Below are 17,590 nucleotides of genomic sequence, written 5' to 3'. Positions count from 1 at the left end.
TCGAACAATGTTCCGCGGAAGTGTAGTCACCGCCGCGTCGTGTGTGTCATGCCGTCCCACCGGGGACGACCAGCCGTTTCGTGACCTCGTCCCAGACGGCGTCGGCCACCTCGTCCTTGGGGAGCTCGCCCAGTTCGGCGACGGTTCCGGCGGCATCGAGGATGGTGACGGTGTTCGCGTCCGATCCGAAGACCAGGTCGGTGCCGACCTCGTTGACAACGATCAGGTCGGCTCGTTTCCGGACGAGTTTCGCACGGGCGTTGCCGATCGCGTCGTGGGTCTCCGCCGCGAACGCGATCAGCAGCTGACCTGGGCTCTTGGCCGCACCGAGTTCGGCCGCTATGTCCGGGTTGACGACCAGTTCGATGGTGGGCACGGCGCCGTCGTCACTTTTCTTGATCTTCTGTACGGCCGCGGTGGCCGGCCGGAAGTCGGCGGGCGCCGCCGCCATGACCACGGCGTCCGCGTCCACGAACGCCTCGACGGTGGCCTTACGCAGCTCCTCGGTGGTGGCGACGCGGATCACATCCACCCCCGCCGGATCCGGCAGTGTGACGTTCGCCGCGATCAGTGTGACGCGCGCCCCACGGGCCACCGCGGTACGCGCGAAGGCGTACCCCTGCTTGCCTGATGATCTGTTGCCGAGGAACCGCACCGGGTCGAGCGGCTCACGGGTGCCCCCGGCGGTCACCACCACGTGCCGGCCGTGCAGATCACGGGGCCGGCCGGCCAGCGCGCGGCGGGCGATCTCGAAAATCTCGGTGGCTTCCGGAAGCCGGCCCTTGCCGGTGTCCGCTCCGGTCAGCCGGCCGACCGCGGGCTCGATCACCAGGTGACCACGCTCGCGGAGGGTGGCCACGTTGGCGCGGGTGGCCGGGTTCTCCCACATCTCGGTGTGCATCGCGGGCGCCCAGACGATCGGGCAGGTGGCCGTGAGCAGCGTGTTCGTGAGCAGGTCGTCGGCGAGACCGTGAGCCGCCCTGGCCAGCATGTCGGCGGTGGCCGGGGCGATCACGAGCAGGTCGGCGTGCCGGCCGATGCGGACGTGCGGCACCTCGTGGACGTCCTGCCAGACCTCGGTGGCGACCGGTTGCCCGGAGAGCGCGGCCCAGGTTGGCTCGCCGACGAATTTCAGAGCCGCGGCGGTCGGCACGACGCGGACCCGGTGCCCGCTCTCGGTGAAGAGCCGGACCAGTTCACAGGCCTTGTACGCGGCGATGCCGCCGCACACGCCGAGTACAACATCGGTCACTACTAACGCCCCCATAACGAAATGGCCCCGCGTCCACTATGCGGGACGCAGGGCCGACACTAGCCAGTGATCAGGGGTTGTCGGTCGCCTCGGCGGTCAGCAGACCGGCGTTGATCTCGCGCATCGCGATCGAGAGCGGCTTCTCCTGCGGGGTGGTCTCGACCAGCGGGCCGACGTACTCCAGGAGGCCCTCACCGAGCTGGCTGTAGTAGGCGTTGACCTGTCGGGCGCGCTTCGCCGCGAAGATCACCAACGAGTACTTCGACGAGGTCTTGTCGAGCAGCTCATCGATCGGCGGGTTGGTGATTCCTTCGGGATTTGCAACGGTTCCCACTGTTTGGCGATCCTTAAGTGTTGTGGCCTTAATGTTCTGGCGCCTGTGCCGGGGTCAGATATGACGAACCGAGCAATCCTACCAGCTCATCAGCGGCGCGCTCGACGAAATCATTGACCACCGTGCGGTCGAATTCCTTCTCCGCGGCGAGTTCCTCATCCGCGTGCGCCAGGCGTTTCCGGATGGTCTCCTCGTCGTCGGTGCCGCGGCCGATCAGGCGGCGACGCAGCTCCTCGACGCTGGGCGGGGCGAGGAACACCAGCTGTGCGTCCGCCATCGTGGCGCGGACCTGGCGAGCTCCCTGAAGGTCGATCTTCAACAGAACGGGCCGGCCCTGTGCGAGCCAGCCCTCCACTTGCGCGCGGGGTGTGCCGTAGAGGTTCCCCGCGAATTCCGCCCACTCGAGCAGTTGCCCGCCGTCGATGAGCCTCTGGAACTCGGCTCGGCTGACGAAGTGGTAATGCTCGCCGTCGGTCTCGTAGTCCCGTTTCTTCCGCGTTGTCACGGACACGGACAACTTGATCCATGGCGAGCGCGCCCGGATCAACTCGATCACGCTGTCCTTGCCCACCCCCGAGGGGCCGGACAGGACGGTGAGTCGAGCTGCCGGGCGCGCGTCGTCATCCATGCTCACGGCTCATTCCTACACGAGCCGACGAGTCAGTTCGCAGCGAACTCCCCCAGGAGGGCTTTACGCTGCTGCTCGCCGAGGCCGCGCAGACGACGGCTGTCGGCGATCTTGAGCTTCTCCATGATCTGGGTCGCCCGGATCTTGCCGATGCCCGGCAGTGCCTGAAGCACGGCCGAAACCTTCAGCTTGCCGACGACATCGTCGCCTTCCGCCCGGTCAAGAACGGCGGCGAGGGTGGTCTTGCCAGACTTGAGCTGATCCTTCAGCTCGGCCCGAGCCTTACGGATCTCCGCGGCCTTCTCCAGCGCTGCGGCACGCTGCTCAGGGGTCAATGACGGGAGCGGCACCAGTTCTCCTCAGGTCCCTATCGCGCTGGTAGTTCAATACCGGCGCATCTGTGAAACGTGGTGTGCCAGGGAACCAAAGGGGCATGTGGTTCCCGGCGACTCGGAAAACTAGCGGTCAGGGAGGGTTTCGGCAACGTGGGGGTACCCCTCGATCACCTCGCGCCCGGCCTGCTAAGACTCCCGTTTCACCCGAGGGCGGCGCGGCACGCGTCGGCCGCACGGCGCGCGGCGACCTGCAGCGCGGTCACGTCCGGCCCCGCCGAAAGAACCTCCCGTGAGTACGACGGGAGCACGTTTTGCAGACTTTCGCCGAAGATCGCCCGGAGCTGATCGGGGGTTCCACCCTGTGCTCCGAGGCCCGGCGCGAGCAGTGGTCCGTTCACCTTGGACAGGTCGTGGCCGGTGTCGCCAATGGTCGCACCGACCACCAGGCCGACATTCCCGAGAGGATCGGCACCCGCGTTGAGCTGGGAAATCTCATCGATAACCGTCTGGGCGACGCTGCGGCCGTCCGCTGTGACCGCATGCTGGACGGCCGGTCCCTCCGGGTTGGACGTGAGCGCCAGGACGAAGACGCCGGCGCCGTGCTCGGCCGCGGCGTCGAACGCGGGACGCAACGAGCCGACACCGAGATAAGGACTCACAGTAATCGCGTCGACACTCATGGGACTCGATGGATTGAGATATGCGTCGGCGTACGCGGCCATCGTGGAACCGATATCTCCGCGCTTAACGTCAAGCAGGATGATCACTCCCGCTTCTCGTGACTGTCGGATAATTGACTCAAGAACGTGGATGCCACGTGACCCAAATCTCTCGAAAAACGCCGACTGAGGCTTGAGGACGGCCACCCGGTCGGCGAGTGCTTCGACCACCGTGAAGGCGAAGCGTTCCAGGCCGGATACGTCGTCCGGGAGGCCCCAGCGAGCCAGCAGCGCGCTGTGCGGATCGACGCCGACACAGAGCGGCCCGCGCTCCGCGACAGCCCGATGGAGACGTTCACCGAAGGTCGGCGTGGCCATAGGTCATCCTCTTCCTGTCAGCTCGCGGACACCGCCGCGGCGATACCCCTGGTAATACGGGCGACGTCGTCGTCGCCCGTCACGTACGGCGGCATGGTGTAGATCAGATCCCGGAACGGGCGCAGCCACACGCCGGCGTCGACCGCGGCCGCGGTGGCCTTGGCCAGATCCACGTCGTGATCGAGCTGGACCACGCCGATCGCGCCGAGCACCCGGACGTCGGCGACACCGGGAGCGCCCCTCAGCGGCTCCAGGCCGGCCCGGAGAGCCGTTTCGATGCGGGATGTCGCGGATGCCCAGGTGCCGTCGCTCAGCAGGCTCAGAGAGGCGCCGGCGACCGCGCAGGCGAGCGGGTTGCCCATGAACGTCGGGCCGTGCGCCAGCCCGCCGCCCGGACCGGCGGAGATCGCGTGCGCCACCTCGGGCGTGCAGAGGGTCGCGGCCAGGCTCAGATATCCCCCGGTCAGGGCCTTGCCGAGACACATGATGTCGGGCGTGACGCCGGCCAGGTCAGCGGCGAACATCGATCCGGTCCGTCCGAAGCCGGTCGCGATCTCGTCGAAGATGAGCAGGATTTCCCGCTCCCGGGTGACATCCCGCAGCACCCGGAGGTAGCCGGGATCGTGGAACCGCATCCCCCCGGCGCCCTGCACGACCGGCTCGACGATCACCGCGGCCAGCTCGTCGGCGTGCCGATCGATCGTCTCGGCCAGTTCGACGGCGTACGCGTCGTCGAAGGCGGCCGGCGGCGGCGGCGCGAACACCTGCACCGGCAGCACTCCGGTCCACAGCGAATGCATGCCGCCGACCGGGTCGCAGACGCTCATCGGGTGGAACGTGTCGCCGTGGTAGCCGCCGCGCCAGGTGGCCAGCCGCCGGCGGCCCGGCCGGGCCTGCAACGCCATCTTGACCGCCACCTCGACGCCGACCGAGCCGGAGTCACAGAGGAAGACGTGCTCCAGCCCTTCCGGGGTGATCTCGACCAGCCGGGCGGCCAGCTCGACCGCGGGCCCGTGGGTGAGGCCGCCGAACATCACGTGGCTCATCCGGGACGCCTGGTCGGCCAGCGCGGCGTCCAGCACCGGGTGGCGGTAGCCGTGGATGGCCGCCCACCACGACGACATCCCGTCGACCAGCTCCCGGCCGTCGGCCAGGCGCAGCCGCACGCCCTCGGCGCTCTCCACCAGATAGGGGTCGGACCTCCCGGGCATCGGCCCGTACGGATGCCAGACATGCGCCCGGTCCAGCGCGAGGAGCCGCTCGGCCGGGTCGCCGGTCATCGCGCCGACGCGATCGCCCGTACGAGGGCGGGCCCCCGGTAGACGAAACCGGTGTACAGCTGAACCAGAGACGCCCCGGCGTCGAAGAGCCGGGTCGCGTCGTCCGGGTCGAGGACGCCGCCGACCCCGATGATCGGTAACCGGCCGCCGGTCTCCTCGTGCACGAACTGCACCACCTTGTGGGCCTTCTCGGTGAGCGGCCGGCCGGACAGGCCACCCGCCTCGGTCGCCCGCGGCTGGTCGGCCGGCGCCAGCCCGTTGCGGTCCAGCGTGGTGTTGGTCGCGATCACCCCGGCCGCGCCGTACGCCAGGCAGACCTCCAGCAGCTCGGCGATGGCCGGCTCGGTCAGGTCCGGCGCGATCTTCACCAGCACCGGCGTCTTGCCGGCCAGCGCCGCCAGCAGAGCGCCGATCGCCGACTTGTCCTGCAGGCTGCGCAGCCCGGGAGTGTTCGGTGAGGACACGTTGACCGCGATGTAGCCGGCGTGCTCCTGGAGGAGGTTGTACGAGGTGAGGTAGTCCTCGACCGCCTCGTCCAGCGGCGTCACCTTGGACTTGCCGAGCGACACCCCGACCGGGATGCCGACGTCACCGGTCGCCGCCAGCCGCGCGGCCAGGGCCGCCGCGCCCTCGTTGTTGAAGCCCATCCGGTTGATGATCGCTTCGCTCTCCCGCAGCCGGAACAACCGTGGCTTGTCGTTGCCCGGCTGCGGGTGCGCGGTGACCGTGCCGACCTCGACGAACCCGAAGCCCATGGCCGGCCAGGACGCCAGCGCGACGCCGTTCTTGTCCATCCCGGCGGCCAGGCCGACCGCGTTCGGGAAGCGGAGCCCGAACACCTCCACCGGCTTGGTGACGGTGTATCGGCGCCGCATCAGCTCGCGGGTGAAGGAAGGCAGCCCGGCCAGGCGGTGCAGGGTGAACTCGTGCGCCTTCTCCGCGTCGCCCCCGCCGACCCGGAACAGGATCGGCCGGAGCGTGCGTTCGAACGCGGTCATCCGTCACTCCGCAGGACCGCGTGCAGCTCCTGCAGCGGGCGGACGGTCAGGTCGCCACGCATCAGCGCCTCGATGCCCATCACCGCGGCCGCCGCGCCCGGCACCGTGGTGATGCTCGGGATGTCGGCGGTGACGGCCGCGCTGCGCAGCTCGTACCCATCAGATCTCGCACTTGCCCCGGAGCCCTGGGGAGTGTTGATGATCAGGGCGATCTCACCGGCCTCGATCAGCGCGATCGCGTTCTTGCCGGGGCTCTCGAAATGCTTGGGCACGATCTCGCACTCGATGCCGTGCCGGCGCAGCACCTCGCCGGTGCCGGCCGTGGTCACGATGGTGAAGCCCAGATCGGCCAGCCGCTTGATCGGGAAGATCATCGAGCGCTTGTCCCGGTTGGCGACCGAGACGAAGATCTTGCCGCTGGTCGGCAGCGAGCCGTACGCCGCGGCCTGGGACTTGGCGAACGCCTGCCCGAAGCCGGCGTCGATGCCCATCACCTCGCCGGTCGACTTCATCTCCGGCCCGAGCAGGCTGTCCACGCCCTGCCCGGCCTTCGTGCGGAACCGCTTGAACGGCAGCACCGCCTCCTTGATCGCGATCGGCGCGCCCTCCGGCGTGGAGCCGCCGTCGCTGCTGGGCAGCAGCATGCCCTCCGCGCGCAGCTCGGCGATGGTCGCGCCGAGCATGATCCGGGCGGCCGCCTTGGCCAGCGGCACCGCGGTCGCCTTCGAGACGAACGGGACGGTCCGCGAAGCGCGCGGGTTGGCCTCCAGCACGTACAGCGAGTCGTCCTTCAGCGCGTACTGGACGTTGAGCAGGCCGCGCACGCCGACGCCGCGGGCGATCGCCTCGGTGTAGCGGCGTACCTCAGCCAGGTGCGAGCCGGCCAGCGTGACCGGCGGCAGCGAGCAGGACGAGTCGCCGGAGTGGATGCCGGCCTCCTCGATGTGCTCCATCACGCCGCCCAGGTAGACCTCGCCGGTGGCGTCGCAGAGCGCGTCCACGTCGATCTCGATCGCGTCGTCCAGGAACCGGTCGACCAGCACCGGGTGGTTCGGCGAGATCTCGGTGGCCCGGTCGATGTAGCCGTTCAGCGTCGGCTCGTCGTAGACGATCTCCATGCCACGGCCACCGAGGACGTACGACGGCCGGACCAGCACCGGGTACCCGATCTCGTCGGCGATCGCCTTGGCCTCGTCGAACGAGGTGGCGGTGCCGTGGTCGGGCGAGCGCAGCCCCGCCTTGGCCAGCACGGCGCCGAACATGCCGCGGTCCTCGGCCAGGTCGATGCTCTCCGGGCTGGTGCCGACGATGGGTACGCCGGCCGCCTTGAGCCGGTGCGCCAGCCCGAGCGGGGTCTGCCCGCCGAGCTGCACGATCACGCCGATCACACCCGGGCCGCCGGCCGCCTTGCCGGAGCTGTCCTCGGCGTGGAAGACCTCGAGCACGTCCTCGAAGGTGAGCGGCTCGAAGTAGAGCCGGTCCGCGGTGTCGTAGTCGGTGGAGACCGTCTCCGGGTTGCAGTTGACCATCACGGTCTCGAGGTCAACACCTCTGAGGGCCATGACCGCGTGTACGCACGAATAGTCGAACTCGATGCCCTGGCCGATCCGGTTCGGCCCCGAGCCCAGGATCAGCACCTTGGGCCGGTCGGACGGCGCGACCTCGGTCTCCTCGTCATAGGTCGAGTAGTGGTAAGGCGTGTCCGCCTCGAACTCGGCCGCGCAGGTGTCGACGGTCTTGTAGACCGGGCGTACGCCGAGCCGGTGCCGCAGCGACCGCACGCCGTCCTCGCCGGCGAACTCCGGCCGCAGCGCCGCGAGCTGCCGGTCGGACAGCCCGTTGCGCTTGGCCCGCCGCAGCAGCGCCGCGTCGAGCACGGGCGCCTCCAGAATGTCCTGCCGCAGTTCCACGAGCGCGGCGATCTCATCCAGGAACCAGGGATCGATACCACCGCTGGCCTCATGCACCTGCTGCACGGACGCGCCGAGTCGCAGGGCACGCTCGACCGTGTAGAGGCGGCCGTCGTGCGGAATGCGCAGAGCCGCCAGGGTGGACTCGAGATCCTCGGTGTCGCGCAGGGTCCAGAACCCGGCGGCCGACGTCTCCATCGACCGCATCGCCTTGTTCAACGCCTCGGCGAAGTTGCGGCCCAGCGACATCGCCTCGCCCACCGACTTCATCGTGGTGGTGAGCTCGGCGTCGGCGCCCGGGAACTTCTCGAACGCGAACCGCGGGATCTTCACCACCACGTAGTCCAGTGCCGGCTCGAACGCGGCCGGGGTCTTCAGCGTGATGTCGTTCGGGATCTCGTCCAGCGTGTAGCCGATGGCCAGCTTGGCGGCGATCTTCGCGATCGGGAAACCGGTCGCCTTGGACGCCAGCGCCGACGACCGGGACACCCGCGGGTTCATCTCGATGACGACCAGGCGGCCGTCGCTCGGGTTGATCGCGAACTGGATGTTGCAGCCGCCGGTGTCCACGCCGACCTCGCGCAGGACGGCGATGCCCAGGTCACGGAGTCGCTGGTACTCCCGGTCGGTGAGCGTCATGGCCGGCGCGACGGTGACGCTGTCGCCGGTGTGCACGCCCATCGGGTCGACGTTCTCGATCGAGCAGACCACGACGACGTTGTCGTGCTTGTCGCGCATCAGCTCGAGCTCGTACTCCTTCCAGCCGAGCACGCTCTCCTCGATGAGCACCTCGTGCACCGGGGAGTAGGCCAGGCCGGCGCCGGCGATCCGCTCGAGGTCCTCGCGGGTGTGCGCCATGCCGGAGCCGAGGCCGCCCATGGTGAACGACGGCCGGATCACCACCGGCAGGCCGAGCTCGCCGACGGTCGCGTGGACCTCGTCCATCGAGTGGCAGACCCGCGACCGCGGCGTCTCCCCGCCGGCCAGCGCCACGATGTCCTTGAAGAGCTGACGGTCCTCGCCCTTGCGGATCGCGTCGATGTTGGCGCCGATCAGCTCGACGCCGTACTTCTCCAGGACGCCGCTCTCGTGCAGGGCCACCGCGGTGTTCAGCGCGGTCTGGCCGCCCAGCGTCGCCAGGATCGCGTCCGGCCGTTCCTTGGCGATGATCAGCTCGACGAACTCCGGGGTGATCGGCTCGACGTAGGTGGCGTCGGCGAACTCGGGGTCGGTCATGATCGTGGCCGGGTTGGAGTTGACCAGCGAGACGCGCAGCCCCTCGGCCCGCAGCACGCGGCAGGCCTGGGTGCCGGAGTAGTCGAACTCGCAGGCCTGCCCGATGACGATCGGCCCGGAGCCGATCACCATGACATGCCTGAGATCTTCACGCTTGGGCATAGGTCTCAGCCCTTCTTCTCAACGAGCTCGACGAACCGGTCGAAGAGGTAGTCGGCGTCGTGCGGGCCGGCTGCCGCCTCCGGGTGGTACTGGACGGTGAACGCGGGAACGTCCTTCGCCCGCAGCCCTTCGACCACGTTGTCGTTGAGGCACACATGGCTGACCTCGACCCCGCCGAAGTCGGTGTCGATCACCTGGTTGAGCGGGGCTTCCACGGCGAACCCGTGGTTGTGCGAGGTGACCTCGACCTTGCCGGTGGTCTTGTCGAGCACCGGCTGGTTGATGCCGCGGTGGCCGTACGCCAGCTTGTAGGTGCCGAAACCGAGCGCCCGGCCGAGGATCTGGCTGCCGAAGCAGATGCCGAACAGCGGAACTCGCCGGCGCATCACGTCCTGAGCCAGAGCGACCGGGTGATCGGCGGTGGCCGGGTCGCCGGGGCCGGGTGAGAAGAACACCGCGTCCGGGCTCACCGCGAGCAGGTCGTCGACGGTCGAGGTGGCCGGGAAGATGTGGGTGGTCACACCGCGGGCGGCCAGCCGCCGGGCGACGTTGCGTTTGATGCCCAGGTCGAGCGCGGCGACCGTGTAGCGGTGCTCACCCTCGGCCGCCACCGTGTACCGCGAGCCGGTGGTGACCTCGGCGGACAGGTCGGCACCGAGCATCTCCGGCTGAGACAGGACGCGTTCGCGCAGCTCAGCCGGGTCGGTGGTGACCGACGAGATGCCCACCCGCATGGCGCCGCGGGAGCGCAGGTGCCGGGTCAGCGCCCGGGTGTCCACCCCGGCGATGCCGACCACGCCCTCGGTGGCCAGCCGCTCGTCGAGCGAGGCGGTGGCCCGCCAGCTCGACGGCCGGCGGGCCGGGTCACGGACCACGTAGCCGGCCACCCAGATCCGGTCGGACTCGTCGTCCTCGCCGTTGACGCCGGTGTTGCCGATCTGCGGCGCGGTCTGCACCACGACCTGCCGGTGGAACGACGGGTCGGTCAGCGTCTCCTGATAACCGGTCATGCCGGTGGTGAACACGGCCTCGCCGAACGTCTCACCGACCGCGCCGTAGGCGGTGCCACGGAAAGCGCGGCCGTCCTCCAGTACGAGGAGTGCTTCTGTCATTTCTGGGCCTTTCCGTCCAGGACCGTCGGCTCGCCCCGGAGGAAGGTCGCGACGATGCGGCCCGGCAGGGTGGTGCCCGCGTACGGCGTGTTGCGGCTCTTGCTGGTCAGGCCGGAGGGGTCGACGACGCGGCGGGCGGCCGGGTCGACCAGGGTGAGGTTGGCCGGCTCACCCGGCCGCAGGGAGAGCCCGTGCGAGGACAGACCGGCGATGCGCGCGGGGGTGCGGGACATCCGGTCGGCGATCAGGTCCCACTGCTCACCGAGGACACTCAGCACCACCGGCAGGGCGGTTTCGAGACCGACCATGCCGGGCCTCGCGTACGCCCACTCGCACTCCTTGTCCTCCACCGCGTGCGGGGCGTGGTCGGTGGCGACGATGTCGATCACACCCTCGATCAGGGCCGCCCGCAACGCCTCGACATCCTTCGCGGTGCGCAGCGGCGGGTTGACCTTGAACACCGGGTCGTAGCTGGCCGCGAGCTCGTCGGTCAGCAGCAGGTGGTGCGGCGTGACCTCGGCGGTCACGCGTACTCCCCGAGCTTTTGCCTGGCGCAGGACCTCGACGGACCCGGCGGTGGAGACGTGGCAGACGTGCAACCGGCTGCCGACGTGCTCCGCGAGGAGCACGTCGCGGGCGATGATCGCCTCCTCGGCGACCGCGGGCCAGCCGGTGAGGCCGAGCCGGGTGGACACCTCACCCTCGTGCATCTGCGCGCCCTCGGTGAGCCGCGGCTCCTCAGCGTGCTGGGCGATGATGCCGTCGAACGCCTTCACGTACTCCAGGGCCCGGCGCATCAGGCGCGGGTCGGCGACGCAGGAACCGTCGTCGGAGAAGATCCGGACGCTCGCCGCGGAGGCGGCCATCGCGCCGAGCTCGGCGAGCTGCTTGCCGGCCAGCCCGACGGTGACCGCGCCGATCGGCTGCACGTCGACCAGCCCGGCCTCGCGGCCGAGGCGCCAGACCTGCTCGACCACGCCTGCGGTGTCGGCGACCGGCGACGTGTTGGCCATCGCGCAGACCGCGGTGTAGCCGCCCATCGCGGCGGCGCGCGAGCCGGTCTCCACCGTCTCGGCGTCCTCGCGCCCCGGCTCGCGCAGGTGGGTGTGCAGGTCGACCAGGCCGGGCAGCGCGACGAGACCGTCCGCCTCGACGACCTCGGCGTTCGACGGAGCCGAGTCGACCAGAACCCCGTCCGAGACGAAGAGATCCGCCGGCGAAGCGCCCAGAATCGAAGCGCCCCTGATGACGTAGGACGAGGTCACGCTGTGCCTTCCTTTCGCGTGCTCTCCTGGCCCTGTGCGCGGCGACGCGCTCCGCTTGCGCCGTGCTCGGTGCGGTCGATCACGCCTTGCCTCCCAGCAGAAGATAAAGAACAGCCATCCGAGCCGACACGCCGTTGGCGACCTGCTCGACGATGGTGGACCGTTTCGAGTCGGCGACCTCGGGCGCGATCTCCATGCCCCGGTTCATCGGGCCCGGGTGCATGACGATCGCGTGCTCGGGCAGCCTCCTCATGCGCGCCGCGTCGAGTCCGTAGCGGCGGCTGTACTCCCGGGCCGAGGGGAAGTAGGAATCCTGCATCCGCTCGGTCTGCACCCGCAGCATCATCACCACGTCCGCGCCGGGCAGGACGCTGTCCAGGTCGTACGACACCGCCGCACCCGGCGAGAGCGGGATCAGCGTCGGCGGGCCGACCAGCGTGACCTTGGCGCCCAGCGTGGTGAGCAGCAGGACGTTGGAGCGGGCGACCCGGCTGTGCAGCACGTCGCCGACGATCGCCACGTTCAGCCCGTCGAGCTTCCCGAGGCGGGACCGCATCGTGTACGCGTCCAGCAGGGCCTGCGTGGGGTGCTCGTGGGTGCCGTCGCCGGCGTTGATCACCGAACCGTCCACCCAGGACGACAGCCGGTCCGGGGCGCCGGAGGCGGGATGCCGGATCACCACCGCGTCGGCGCCCATCGCCTGCAGGGTCAGCGCGGTGTCCTTCAGGCTCTCGCCCTTCGACACGCTGGAACCCTTGGCGGAAAAGTTGATCACGTCGGCGGAGAGCCGCTTGGCCGCCGCCTCGAACGAGATCCGGGTGCGGGTGGAGTCCTCGTAGAAGAGGTTGACCACGGTGCGCCCGCGCAGCGTCGGCAGCTTCTTGACCTCGCGCTCGGCCAGCGCCGCCATCTCACCGGCGGTGTCCAGGATCAGCGTCGCGGTGTCGGCGTCGAGATCGGCGGCGGACAGCAGGTGTTTGATCATGCTTTGACCTCGCAGTGCGGCGAAGCCGCCTCGGCAGCTCTGCTCATCGGGGACCTCCGGTGAGCTTGACCTCGTCGACGCCGTCGTCGGTCTCGGCGAGCGACACCCGGACGCTCTCGTCCAGCGCGGTCGGAATGTTCTTGCCGACGTAGTCGGCGCGGATCGGCAGCTGGCGGTGGCCGCGGTCGACCAGGACGGCGAGCTGCACCGAGCTGGGCCGGCCGACGTCGTTGATCGCGTCCAGTGCGGCCCGGACGGTCCGCCCGGAGAACAGCACGTCGTCGATCAGGATCACCCGCCGGCCGTCGATGCCGCTGCCGGGGATCTCGGTCTTGCCGAGCGCGCGGGTGGCGTGCAGGCGCAGATCGTCCCGGTAGAGCGTGATGTCGAGCGATCCGACCGGAACGTCGATGTCCTCGAAGGCGTGGATCCGGCCGGCCAGCCGATGGGCCAGCGGAACACCGCGTGTCGGGATGCCGAGAAGAACGGTGCCGGTCGCGCCGGAGGTCTTCTCGAGGATCTGATGGGCCATCCGGTCGACGACTCGCTGAATGTCAGCGGCGGACAAGACGGTGCGAGCGGTCTTCTGGGCATGCGGCGATGCCATCGGACCTCCTTCCCCGCCTCACTGGACGGGTCGTTAAAGGATGTCTTCTATGTGCGGTTTTGAATGTCACGGCCCCCGTTGATCGCTGGGCCGCGGCTGACGCTACGTTACCAGTGCGCAATGCGTTGACCATGGTGACGTGCCTGACGACGAGTGCGGGATCACAGAGGGAAAAGATAGGCAACTTTCCCAGGAGTCCCACGACACATCGGCGACCAACACTTGACCAGAGGTCGCAACGGCCGTACCGTCACGCTGCGTAGCGATCGCGGGGGAAGAACCCCCCGGGCCAGCACAGTACTGGGAGTGTCCGAATGCCGTCTGAGTACGCCAAGTCGTTGGGCGCCCGCCTGCGCTCGATCCGCCAGCAGCAGGGCCTGTCCCTGCAGGGCGTGGAAGAGAAGTCGAACGGCCGCTGGAAGGCAGTCGTGGTGGGCTCGTACGAGCGCGGCGACCGTGCGGTCACCGTCTCGCGTCTGGCCGAGCTGGCCGATTTCTATCGGGTGCCCGTGTCCGAGCTGCTGCCCGACGGCAGTGGCATCCGGCTCGAGGCCACCAACAAGATCGTGCTCGACCTCGAGAAGCTGTACGACACCACGGGTGAGGACCTGGCCTACGTGGCCCGGTACGCCCGGGCGATCCAGCAGCAGCGTGGTGACTACAACGGCCGGGTCCTGTCGATCCGCGCCGACGACCTGCGCGCTCTCGCGATCGTGTACGACATCTCGCCGTCCGGTCTCATCGAGCGTCTGACCGAGCAGGGCGTGCTGGTCGCGGACCCCCGCGCCTTCTTCGCCAGCTGACTGAACTGGATCATCGGTTTCGACACGAAACACAAAAAGGGCCCCCTCGGGGGCCCTTTCTTGGTCTGACCTCAACCACTCCGGCTTTCGCCCGTCGTTGTCGAGGGCGCCGGATGAACGAGGCGTAGCCGACGTTCATCCGGCGCCCTCGACAACGACTTCTCGGGGCGAAAGCCTCGCGAGGCGGTAGCCGAAGCCGGTCAGCACGGCCTCGCGAGGCGGTAGCCGAAGCCGGTCAGCACGGCCTCGCGAGGCGGTAGCCGAAGCCGGTCAGCACGGTCAGCGCGTTGCGAACTCCGCGATTCGGCCGAGGATGCCGTTGAGGTAGCGCGGGCTGTCGTCCGTGGACATCTGCTTGGCCAGCTCGACGGCCTCGGTGATCGCCACCGGGTCGTCGATCTCCGGCACGTACAGCAACTCGAACACCGCGATCCGGGCCAGGTTGCGGTCCACCACCGGCATCCGCTCGAGGGTCCAGCCCTCGGCGTAGCTGGCGATCAGCTCGTCGATCCGGTCGAGGTTCTTCGCCACGCCGTCGACCAGGCTGATCGTGTAGCCCAGGTGGTCGGGGTGCGGCTTCTCGATCCGCTCGAGGTAGGACTCCATCACCTGGCTCGGTGGCAGATCCCGCAGGTCGGCCTCGTAGAGGACGTCGAGGGCACGCTTGCGCGCCTTGCGGCGCGCCGGCATCTGCGTCTTCGGGCCTTCTGCCATCAGGTCAGCTACGACCGAGGTAACGGCCGTCGCGGGTGTCGACCTTGATCTTCTCGCCCTGCGTGATGAACAGCGGCACGTTGACCGTGGCGCCGGTCTCGACCGTCGCCGGCTTGGTGCCGCCGGTGGAACGGTCGCCCTGCAGGCCCGGCTCGGTGTAGGTCACCTCGAGGAAGACGCTGGTCGGCAGCTCGATGTAGAGCGGAACGCCCTCGTGCTGCGCGACTGTCGCCTCGGCCTCGGGCAGCAGGTAATTCGCCGCGTCGCCGACCGTGGCCCCGGGCACCGGGATCTGGTCGAAGGTGTCCAGGTCCATGAAGACGTAGTCGTCACCATCCTGGTAGAGGTACTGCATGGTGCGCTTGTCGACGGTCGCCGTCTCGACCTTGGTGCCGGCGTTGAAGGTCTTGTCGACGACCTTCCCGGAGAGCACGTTCTTGAGCGTGGTGCGCACGAACGCGCCGCCCTTGCCCGGCTTGACGTGCTGGAACTCGACGACGGACCAAAGCTCCTTGTCGAGGTTGAGCACGAGACCGTTCTTCAGGTCGTTGGTGGAAGCCATGTCCTGCCTTGTTCTCGTCGGTGACCGACCGAGTCTACCGGCGCGGCCCTCTACCTGCTAACCGGGGTTTTGCGACGCGACGTGCCGGAGCGCGAGGCGGTAACCGTCGACACCCAGGCCGGCGATCACCCCGGACGCGACCGCCGAGACGACCGAATGGTGCCGGAACTGCTCACGCGCGTGGATGTTGCTGATATGCACCTCGACGAGGCGGTTGCGCAGCATGGCGCAGGCGTCCCGGATCGCGTAGTTGTAGTGCGACCACGCCCCCGGGTTCAGCACCACCGGCGCTTGCTCGTCGGCGGCGGCGTGCAGCCACGCGAGCATCTCGTGCTCGGCGTCGGTCTGCCGCACCACCACGTCCAGGCCGAGTTCGCCGCCGGCGGTCTCACAGAGCTTCTCCAGATCCGCGTACGAGGTCACCCCGTACACGTCCACCTGCCGGGTGCCCAGCCGCCCGAGGTTGGGACCGTTCAGCACGTAGACCCGTGTCATCGCGCCACCTCCGCATAGGCCCGCGCCAGCGTCTCGGGCTCCGGCCCCTCCAGGATGCCCGGCTGGGCGAGCCCGTCCAGCACCACGAAGCGCAGCAGGTCACCGCGGGTCTTCTTGTCCACCCGCATCGCCGGGAGCAGTTCCGGCCAGGCGTCGGCGGGGTAGCCGGTCGGCAGGCCCAGCGAGGTGAGCACGGCGCGGTGCCGCTCGAACAGGGCGTCGTCGATGCGACCGGCGAGCCGGGCCAGGGCGGCGGCGAAGATCAGGCCGACCGACACGGCGTGACCGTGCTTCCAGGCGTACGCCTCACGTCTCTCGATGGCGTGACCCAACGTGTGGCCGTAGTTGAGAATCTCGCGCAACCCCGACTCCCGCAGGTCCCGGCCGACGACGTCGGCCTTGACCTGGACCGCCCGTTCGACCAGCTCGCGCAGCGCGGGACCGGCCGGGTCGATGGCGGCCGCCGGCGACGCCTCGACCAGATCGAGGATGACCGGGTCGGCGATGAAGCCGCATTTGACGATCTCGGCCATCCCGGCGACCAGGTCGTCGGCGGGCAGCGTGTCCAGAGTGTCCAGATCGCAGAGCACCCCGGCCGGGGGGTGGAACGCGCCGACCAGGTTCTTGCCGGCCCCGATGTTCACGCCGGTCTTGCCGCCGACCGCCGCGTCGACCATGCCCAGCAGCGACGTCGCCACCGGCACCCAGCGGACGCCGCGCAGCCAGCTCGCCGCCACGTAGCCGGCCAGGTCGGTGACCGCTCCCCCGCCGACCCCGACCACCACGTCGGTCCGGGTGAAGGCGGCGGCGCCGAGGGAGTCCCAGCAGCGCGCGGCCACCTCGACGGTCTTGCCCGCCTCGGCGTCCGGCACCTCGATGAGCAGCGGCGACGGGAGTTCGCGGGCGACCGTCTCGGCACGCTCGCGCAGAGGCGCGGCGAAGAGCACGGCGGTGCGGGCCGCGCCGCCGATCAGTTCGGGCAGGTGTTTGGCGAGGTCTCGCCCGACGAGTACGTCGTACGGCCGATCGCCACGCACCGGGATGCGTGTGGTCACACGGAGCACGCTAGTCGGCCGGTCATGGGGTTATATCCTTCTAACCCCATGCGGGTTATAAATGGCGCATGCCAAAAATCAACGTGTACCTTCCCGACGACCTGGCCGACGCCGTCCGCGACACCGGCCTCCCCGTGTCCGCCATCTGCCAGCGCGCCCTGGAGCTGGCCGTCCGCCGGATCACCGCGATCCGGCAGACCGTGCTCAGCGCGATCTCCGACGACGAGATGGGCGCCCAGCTCTCGTCCTTCACCGCCCGGGCGCTGACCGTGCTCCGGCTCGCCCGCGACGCCGCCGCAGCGACCGGCGCAGGAACCGGCACAGGAACCGGCGCGGGAACCGGCGCGGGGCAGATCGGCACACCTCAGCTGATCCAGGCCATGGTCACCGAGGGCGCCAACATGGCCGTGGTCATCCTGCAGTCCATGGAGATCAGCCCCAAGCGGATCGCCGAGGCCGCGGCGACCGCCGACGAGCCGGGCGACGGCGGGTTCAGCATCTCCGCGGCGACCGCGCTGGAGCTGGCGGTGGCCGAGGCGACCGGGCTGGGCCACAACTACGTCGGCTGCGAGCACCTGCTGATCGGCCTCGCCGCCGAGACCGAGGGCGGCGCCGGGCGGGCGCTGCGCGAGGCGGGCGCCGACGCGAAGACCCTGCGCCGGTCCGTGTCCGCGGCGCTCGCCGGATACACCCAGGCGAAGAGCCCGTCCACCCAGGCCAACGCACTCAAGCTCGTCGTACGCCAGGAGCTCGCGCCGCTGATCCAGCGCATCGAGGCTCTCGAGTCACGATGATCCTGACCACGGAGGATGTGCTGATC

18 protein-coding genes are annotated in these 17,590 nt (G+C 69.4%); 2 read left to right on the top strand and 16 right to left on the bottom strand.

Features of this window, described 5'->3' with window-relative positions:
* Nucleotides 1-46 precede the first annotated feature (46 nt).
* The 12 genes from coaBC to pyrR all read right to left on the bottom strand — a co-directional run bounded on the left by coaBC (nt 47) and on the right by pyrR (nt 13,141).
* Nucleotides 47-1,252, bottom strand: a complete 1,206-nt coding sequence (gene coaBC / locus QSK31_RS16545; protein WP_502872969.1) for a bifunctional phosphopantothenoylcysteine decarboxylase/phosphopantothenate--cysteine ligase CoaBC — start codon at nt 1,250-1,252, stop codon at nt 47-49.
* Nucleotides 1,253-1,322: 70 nt separating this feature from the next.
* Nucleotides 1,323-1,586, bottom strand: coding sequence for a DNA-directed RNA polymerase subunit omega (gene rpoZ, locus QSK31_RS16540; RefSeq protein WP_020517552.1), 264 nt, complete (start codon nt 1,584-1,586; stop codon nt 1,323-1,325).
* A gap of 28 nt (nt 1,587-1,614) precedes the next feature.
* Entirely contained in the window at nt 1,615-2,214 is a 600-nt protein-coding gene (gmk, locus tag QSK31_RS16535) for a guanylate kinase (RefSeq protein ID WP_285684836.1), read from the bottom strand.
* A gap of 32 nt (nt 2,215-2,246) precedes the next feature.
* Complete coding sequence (gene mihF, locus QSK31_RS16530; RefSeq protein ID WP_285684834.1) at nt 2,247-2,564, bottom strand: integration host factor, actinobacterial type; 318 nt, start codon at nt 2,562-2,564, stop codon at nt 2,247-2,249.
* A 185-nt stretch (nt 2,565-2,749) separates the two neighbouring features.
* Nucleotides 2,750-3,586, bottom strand: a complete 837-nt coding sequence (gene pyrF / locus QSK31_RS16525; RefSeq protein WP_285684832.1) for an orotidine-5'-phosphate decarboxylase — start codon at nt 3,584-3,586, stop codon at nt 2,750-2,752.
* A gap of 17 nt (nt 3,587-3,603) precedes the next feature.
* A complete protein-coding gene (locus QSK31_RS16520; RefSeq protein WP_285684830.1) occupies nt 3,604-4,866 on the bottom strand; it encodes an adenosylmethionine--8-amino-7-oxononanoate transaminase in 1,263 nt (420 codons plus the stop codon).
* Nucleotides 4,863-5,864, bottom strand: a complete 1,002-nt coding sequence (locus QSK31_RS16515) for a quinone-dependent dihydroorotate dehydrogenase (protein WP_285684829.1) — start codon at nt 5,862-5,864, stop codon at nt 4,863-4,865. The genes QSK31_RS16520 and QSK31_RS16515 overlap by 4 nt, the downstream gene beginning before the upstream one ends.
* On the bottom strand, nt 5,861-9,172 hold the full coding sequence (carB, locus tag QSK31_RS16510; protein WP_285684828.1) for a carbamoyl-phosphate synthase large subunit: 3,312 nt from the start codon (nt 9,170-9,172) through the stop codon (nt 5,861-5,863). Before carB ends, QSK31_RS16515 begins: the two co-directional genes overlap by 4 nt.
* Nucleotides 9,173-9,177: 5 nt before the next feature.
* A complete protein-coding gene (gene carA / locus QSK31_RS16505) occupies nt 9,178-10,284 on the bottom strand; it encodes a glutamine-hydrolyzing carbamoyl-phosphate synthase small subunit (RefSeq protein WP_285684827.1) in 1,107 nt (368 codons plus the stop codon).
* On the bottom strand, nt 10,281-11,549 hold the full coding sequence (locus QSK31_RS16500; RefSeq protein ID WP_285684825.1) for a dihydroorotase: 1,269 nt from the start codon (nt 11,547-11,549) through the stop codon (nt 10,281-10,283). Before QSK31_RS16500 ends, carA begins: the two co-directional genes overlap by 4 nt.
* 79 nt (nt 11,550-11,628) lie before the next feature.
* Entirely contained in the window at nt 11,629-12,534 is a 906-nt protein-coding gene (locus QSK31_RS16495; RefSeq protein ID WP_285684824.1) for an aspartate carbamoyltransferase catalytic subunit, read from the bottom strand.
* A gap of 43 nt (nt 12,535-12,577) precedes the next feature.
* A complete protein-coding gene (pyrR, locus tag QSK31_RS16490; RefSeq protein ID WP_285684823.1) occupies nt 12,578-13,141 on the bottom strand; it encodes a bifunctional pyr operon transcriptional regulator/uracil phosphoribosyltransferase PyrR in 564 nt (187 codons plus the stop codon).
* Between the two features lie 314 nt (nt 13,142-13,455).
* Between pyrR and bldD the strand changes: the two genes are divergently transcribed.
* On the top strand, nt 13,456-13,944 hold the full coding sequence (gene bldD / locus QSK31_RS16485; protein WP_014446326.1) for a transcriptional regulator BldD: 489 nt from the start codon (nt 13,456-13,458) through the stop codon (nt 13,942-13,944).
* A gap of 279 nt (nt 13,945-14,223) precedes the next feature.
* Here the strand turns inward: bldD and nusB are convergent, their stop codons facing one another.
* Genes nusB through aroB form a run of 4 tightly spaced genes read right to left on the bottom strand, consistent with a single transcriptional unit; the run spans nt 14,224 to nt 16,779 of the window.
* Entirely contained in the window at nt 14,224-14,634 is a 411-nt protein-coding gene (nusB, locus tag QSK31_RS16480) for a transcription antitermination factor NusB (protein ID WP_285684962.1), read from the bottom strand.
* Between the two features lie 28 nt (nt 14,635-14,662).
* Nucleotides 14,663-15,220 (bottom strand): elongation factor P, encoded by a 558-nt coding sequence (efp, locus tag QSK31_RS16475; RefSeq protein ID WP_285684821.1) that lies wholly within the window; start codon nt 15,218-15,220, stop codon nt 14,663-14,665.
* A 57-nt stretch (nt 15,221-15,277) separates the two neighbouring features.
* Nucleotides 15,278-15,715 (bottom strand): type II 3-dehydroquinate dehydratase, encoded by a 438-nt coding sequence (aroQ, locus tag QSK31_RS16470; RefSeq protein ID WP_285684820.1) that lies wholly within the window; start codon nt 15,713-15,715, stop codon nt 15,278-15,280.
* Complete coding sequence (aroB, locus tag QSK31_RS16465) at nt 15,712-16,779, bottom strand: 3-dehydroquinate synthase (protein WP_285684819.1); 1,068 nt, start codon at nt 16,777-16,779, stop codon at nt 15,712-15,714. Before aroB ends, aroQ begins: the two co-directional genes overlap by 4 nt.
* Before the next feature lie 59 nt (nt 16,780-16,838).
* On the opposite strand from aroB, the gene QSK31_RS16460 reads away from it, so the two are divergent.
* Complete coding sequence (locus QSK31_RS16460) at nt 16,839-17,564, top strand: Clp protease N-terminal domain-containing protein (protein WP_285684818.1); 726 nt, start codon at nt 16,839-16,841, stop codon at nt 17,562-17,564.
* Nucleotides 17,565-17,590 lie beyond the last annotated feature (26 nt).

It is taken from the genome of Actinoplanes sp. NBRC 103695 (assembly GCF_030269485.1).
Taxonomy (GTDB): Bacteria; Actinomycetota; Actinomycetes; order Mycobacteriales; family Micromonosporaceae; genus Actinoplanes.
The sequence above is the reverse complement of the archived record's forward strand: the minus strand, read 5'-3'. Positions and strand labels throughout refer to the sequence as shown.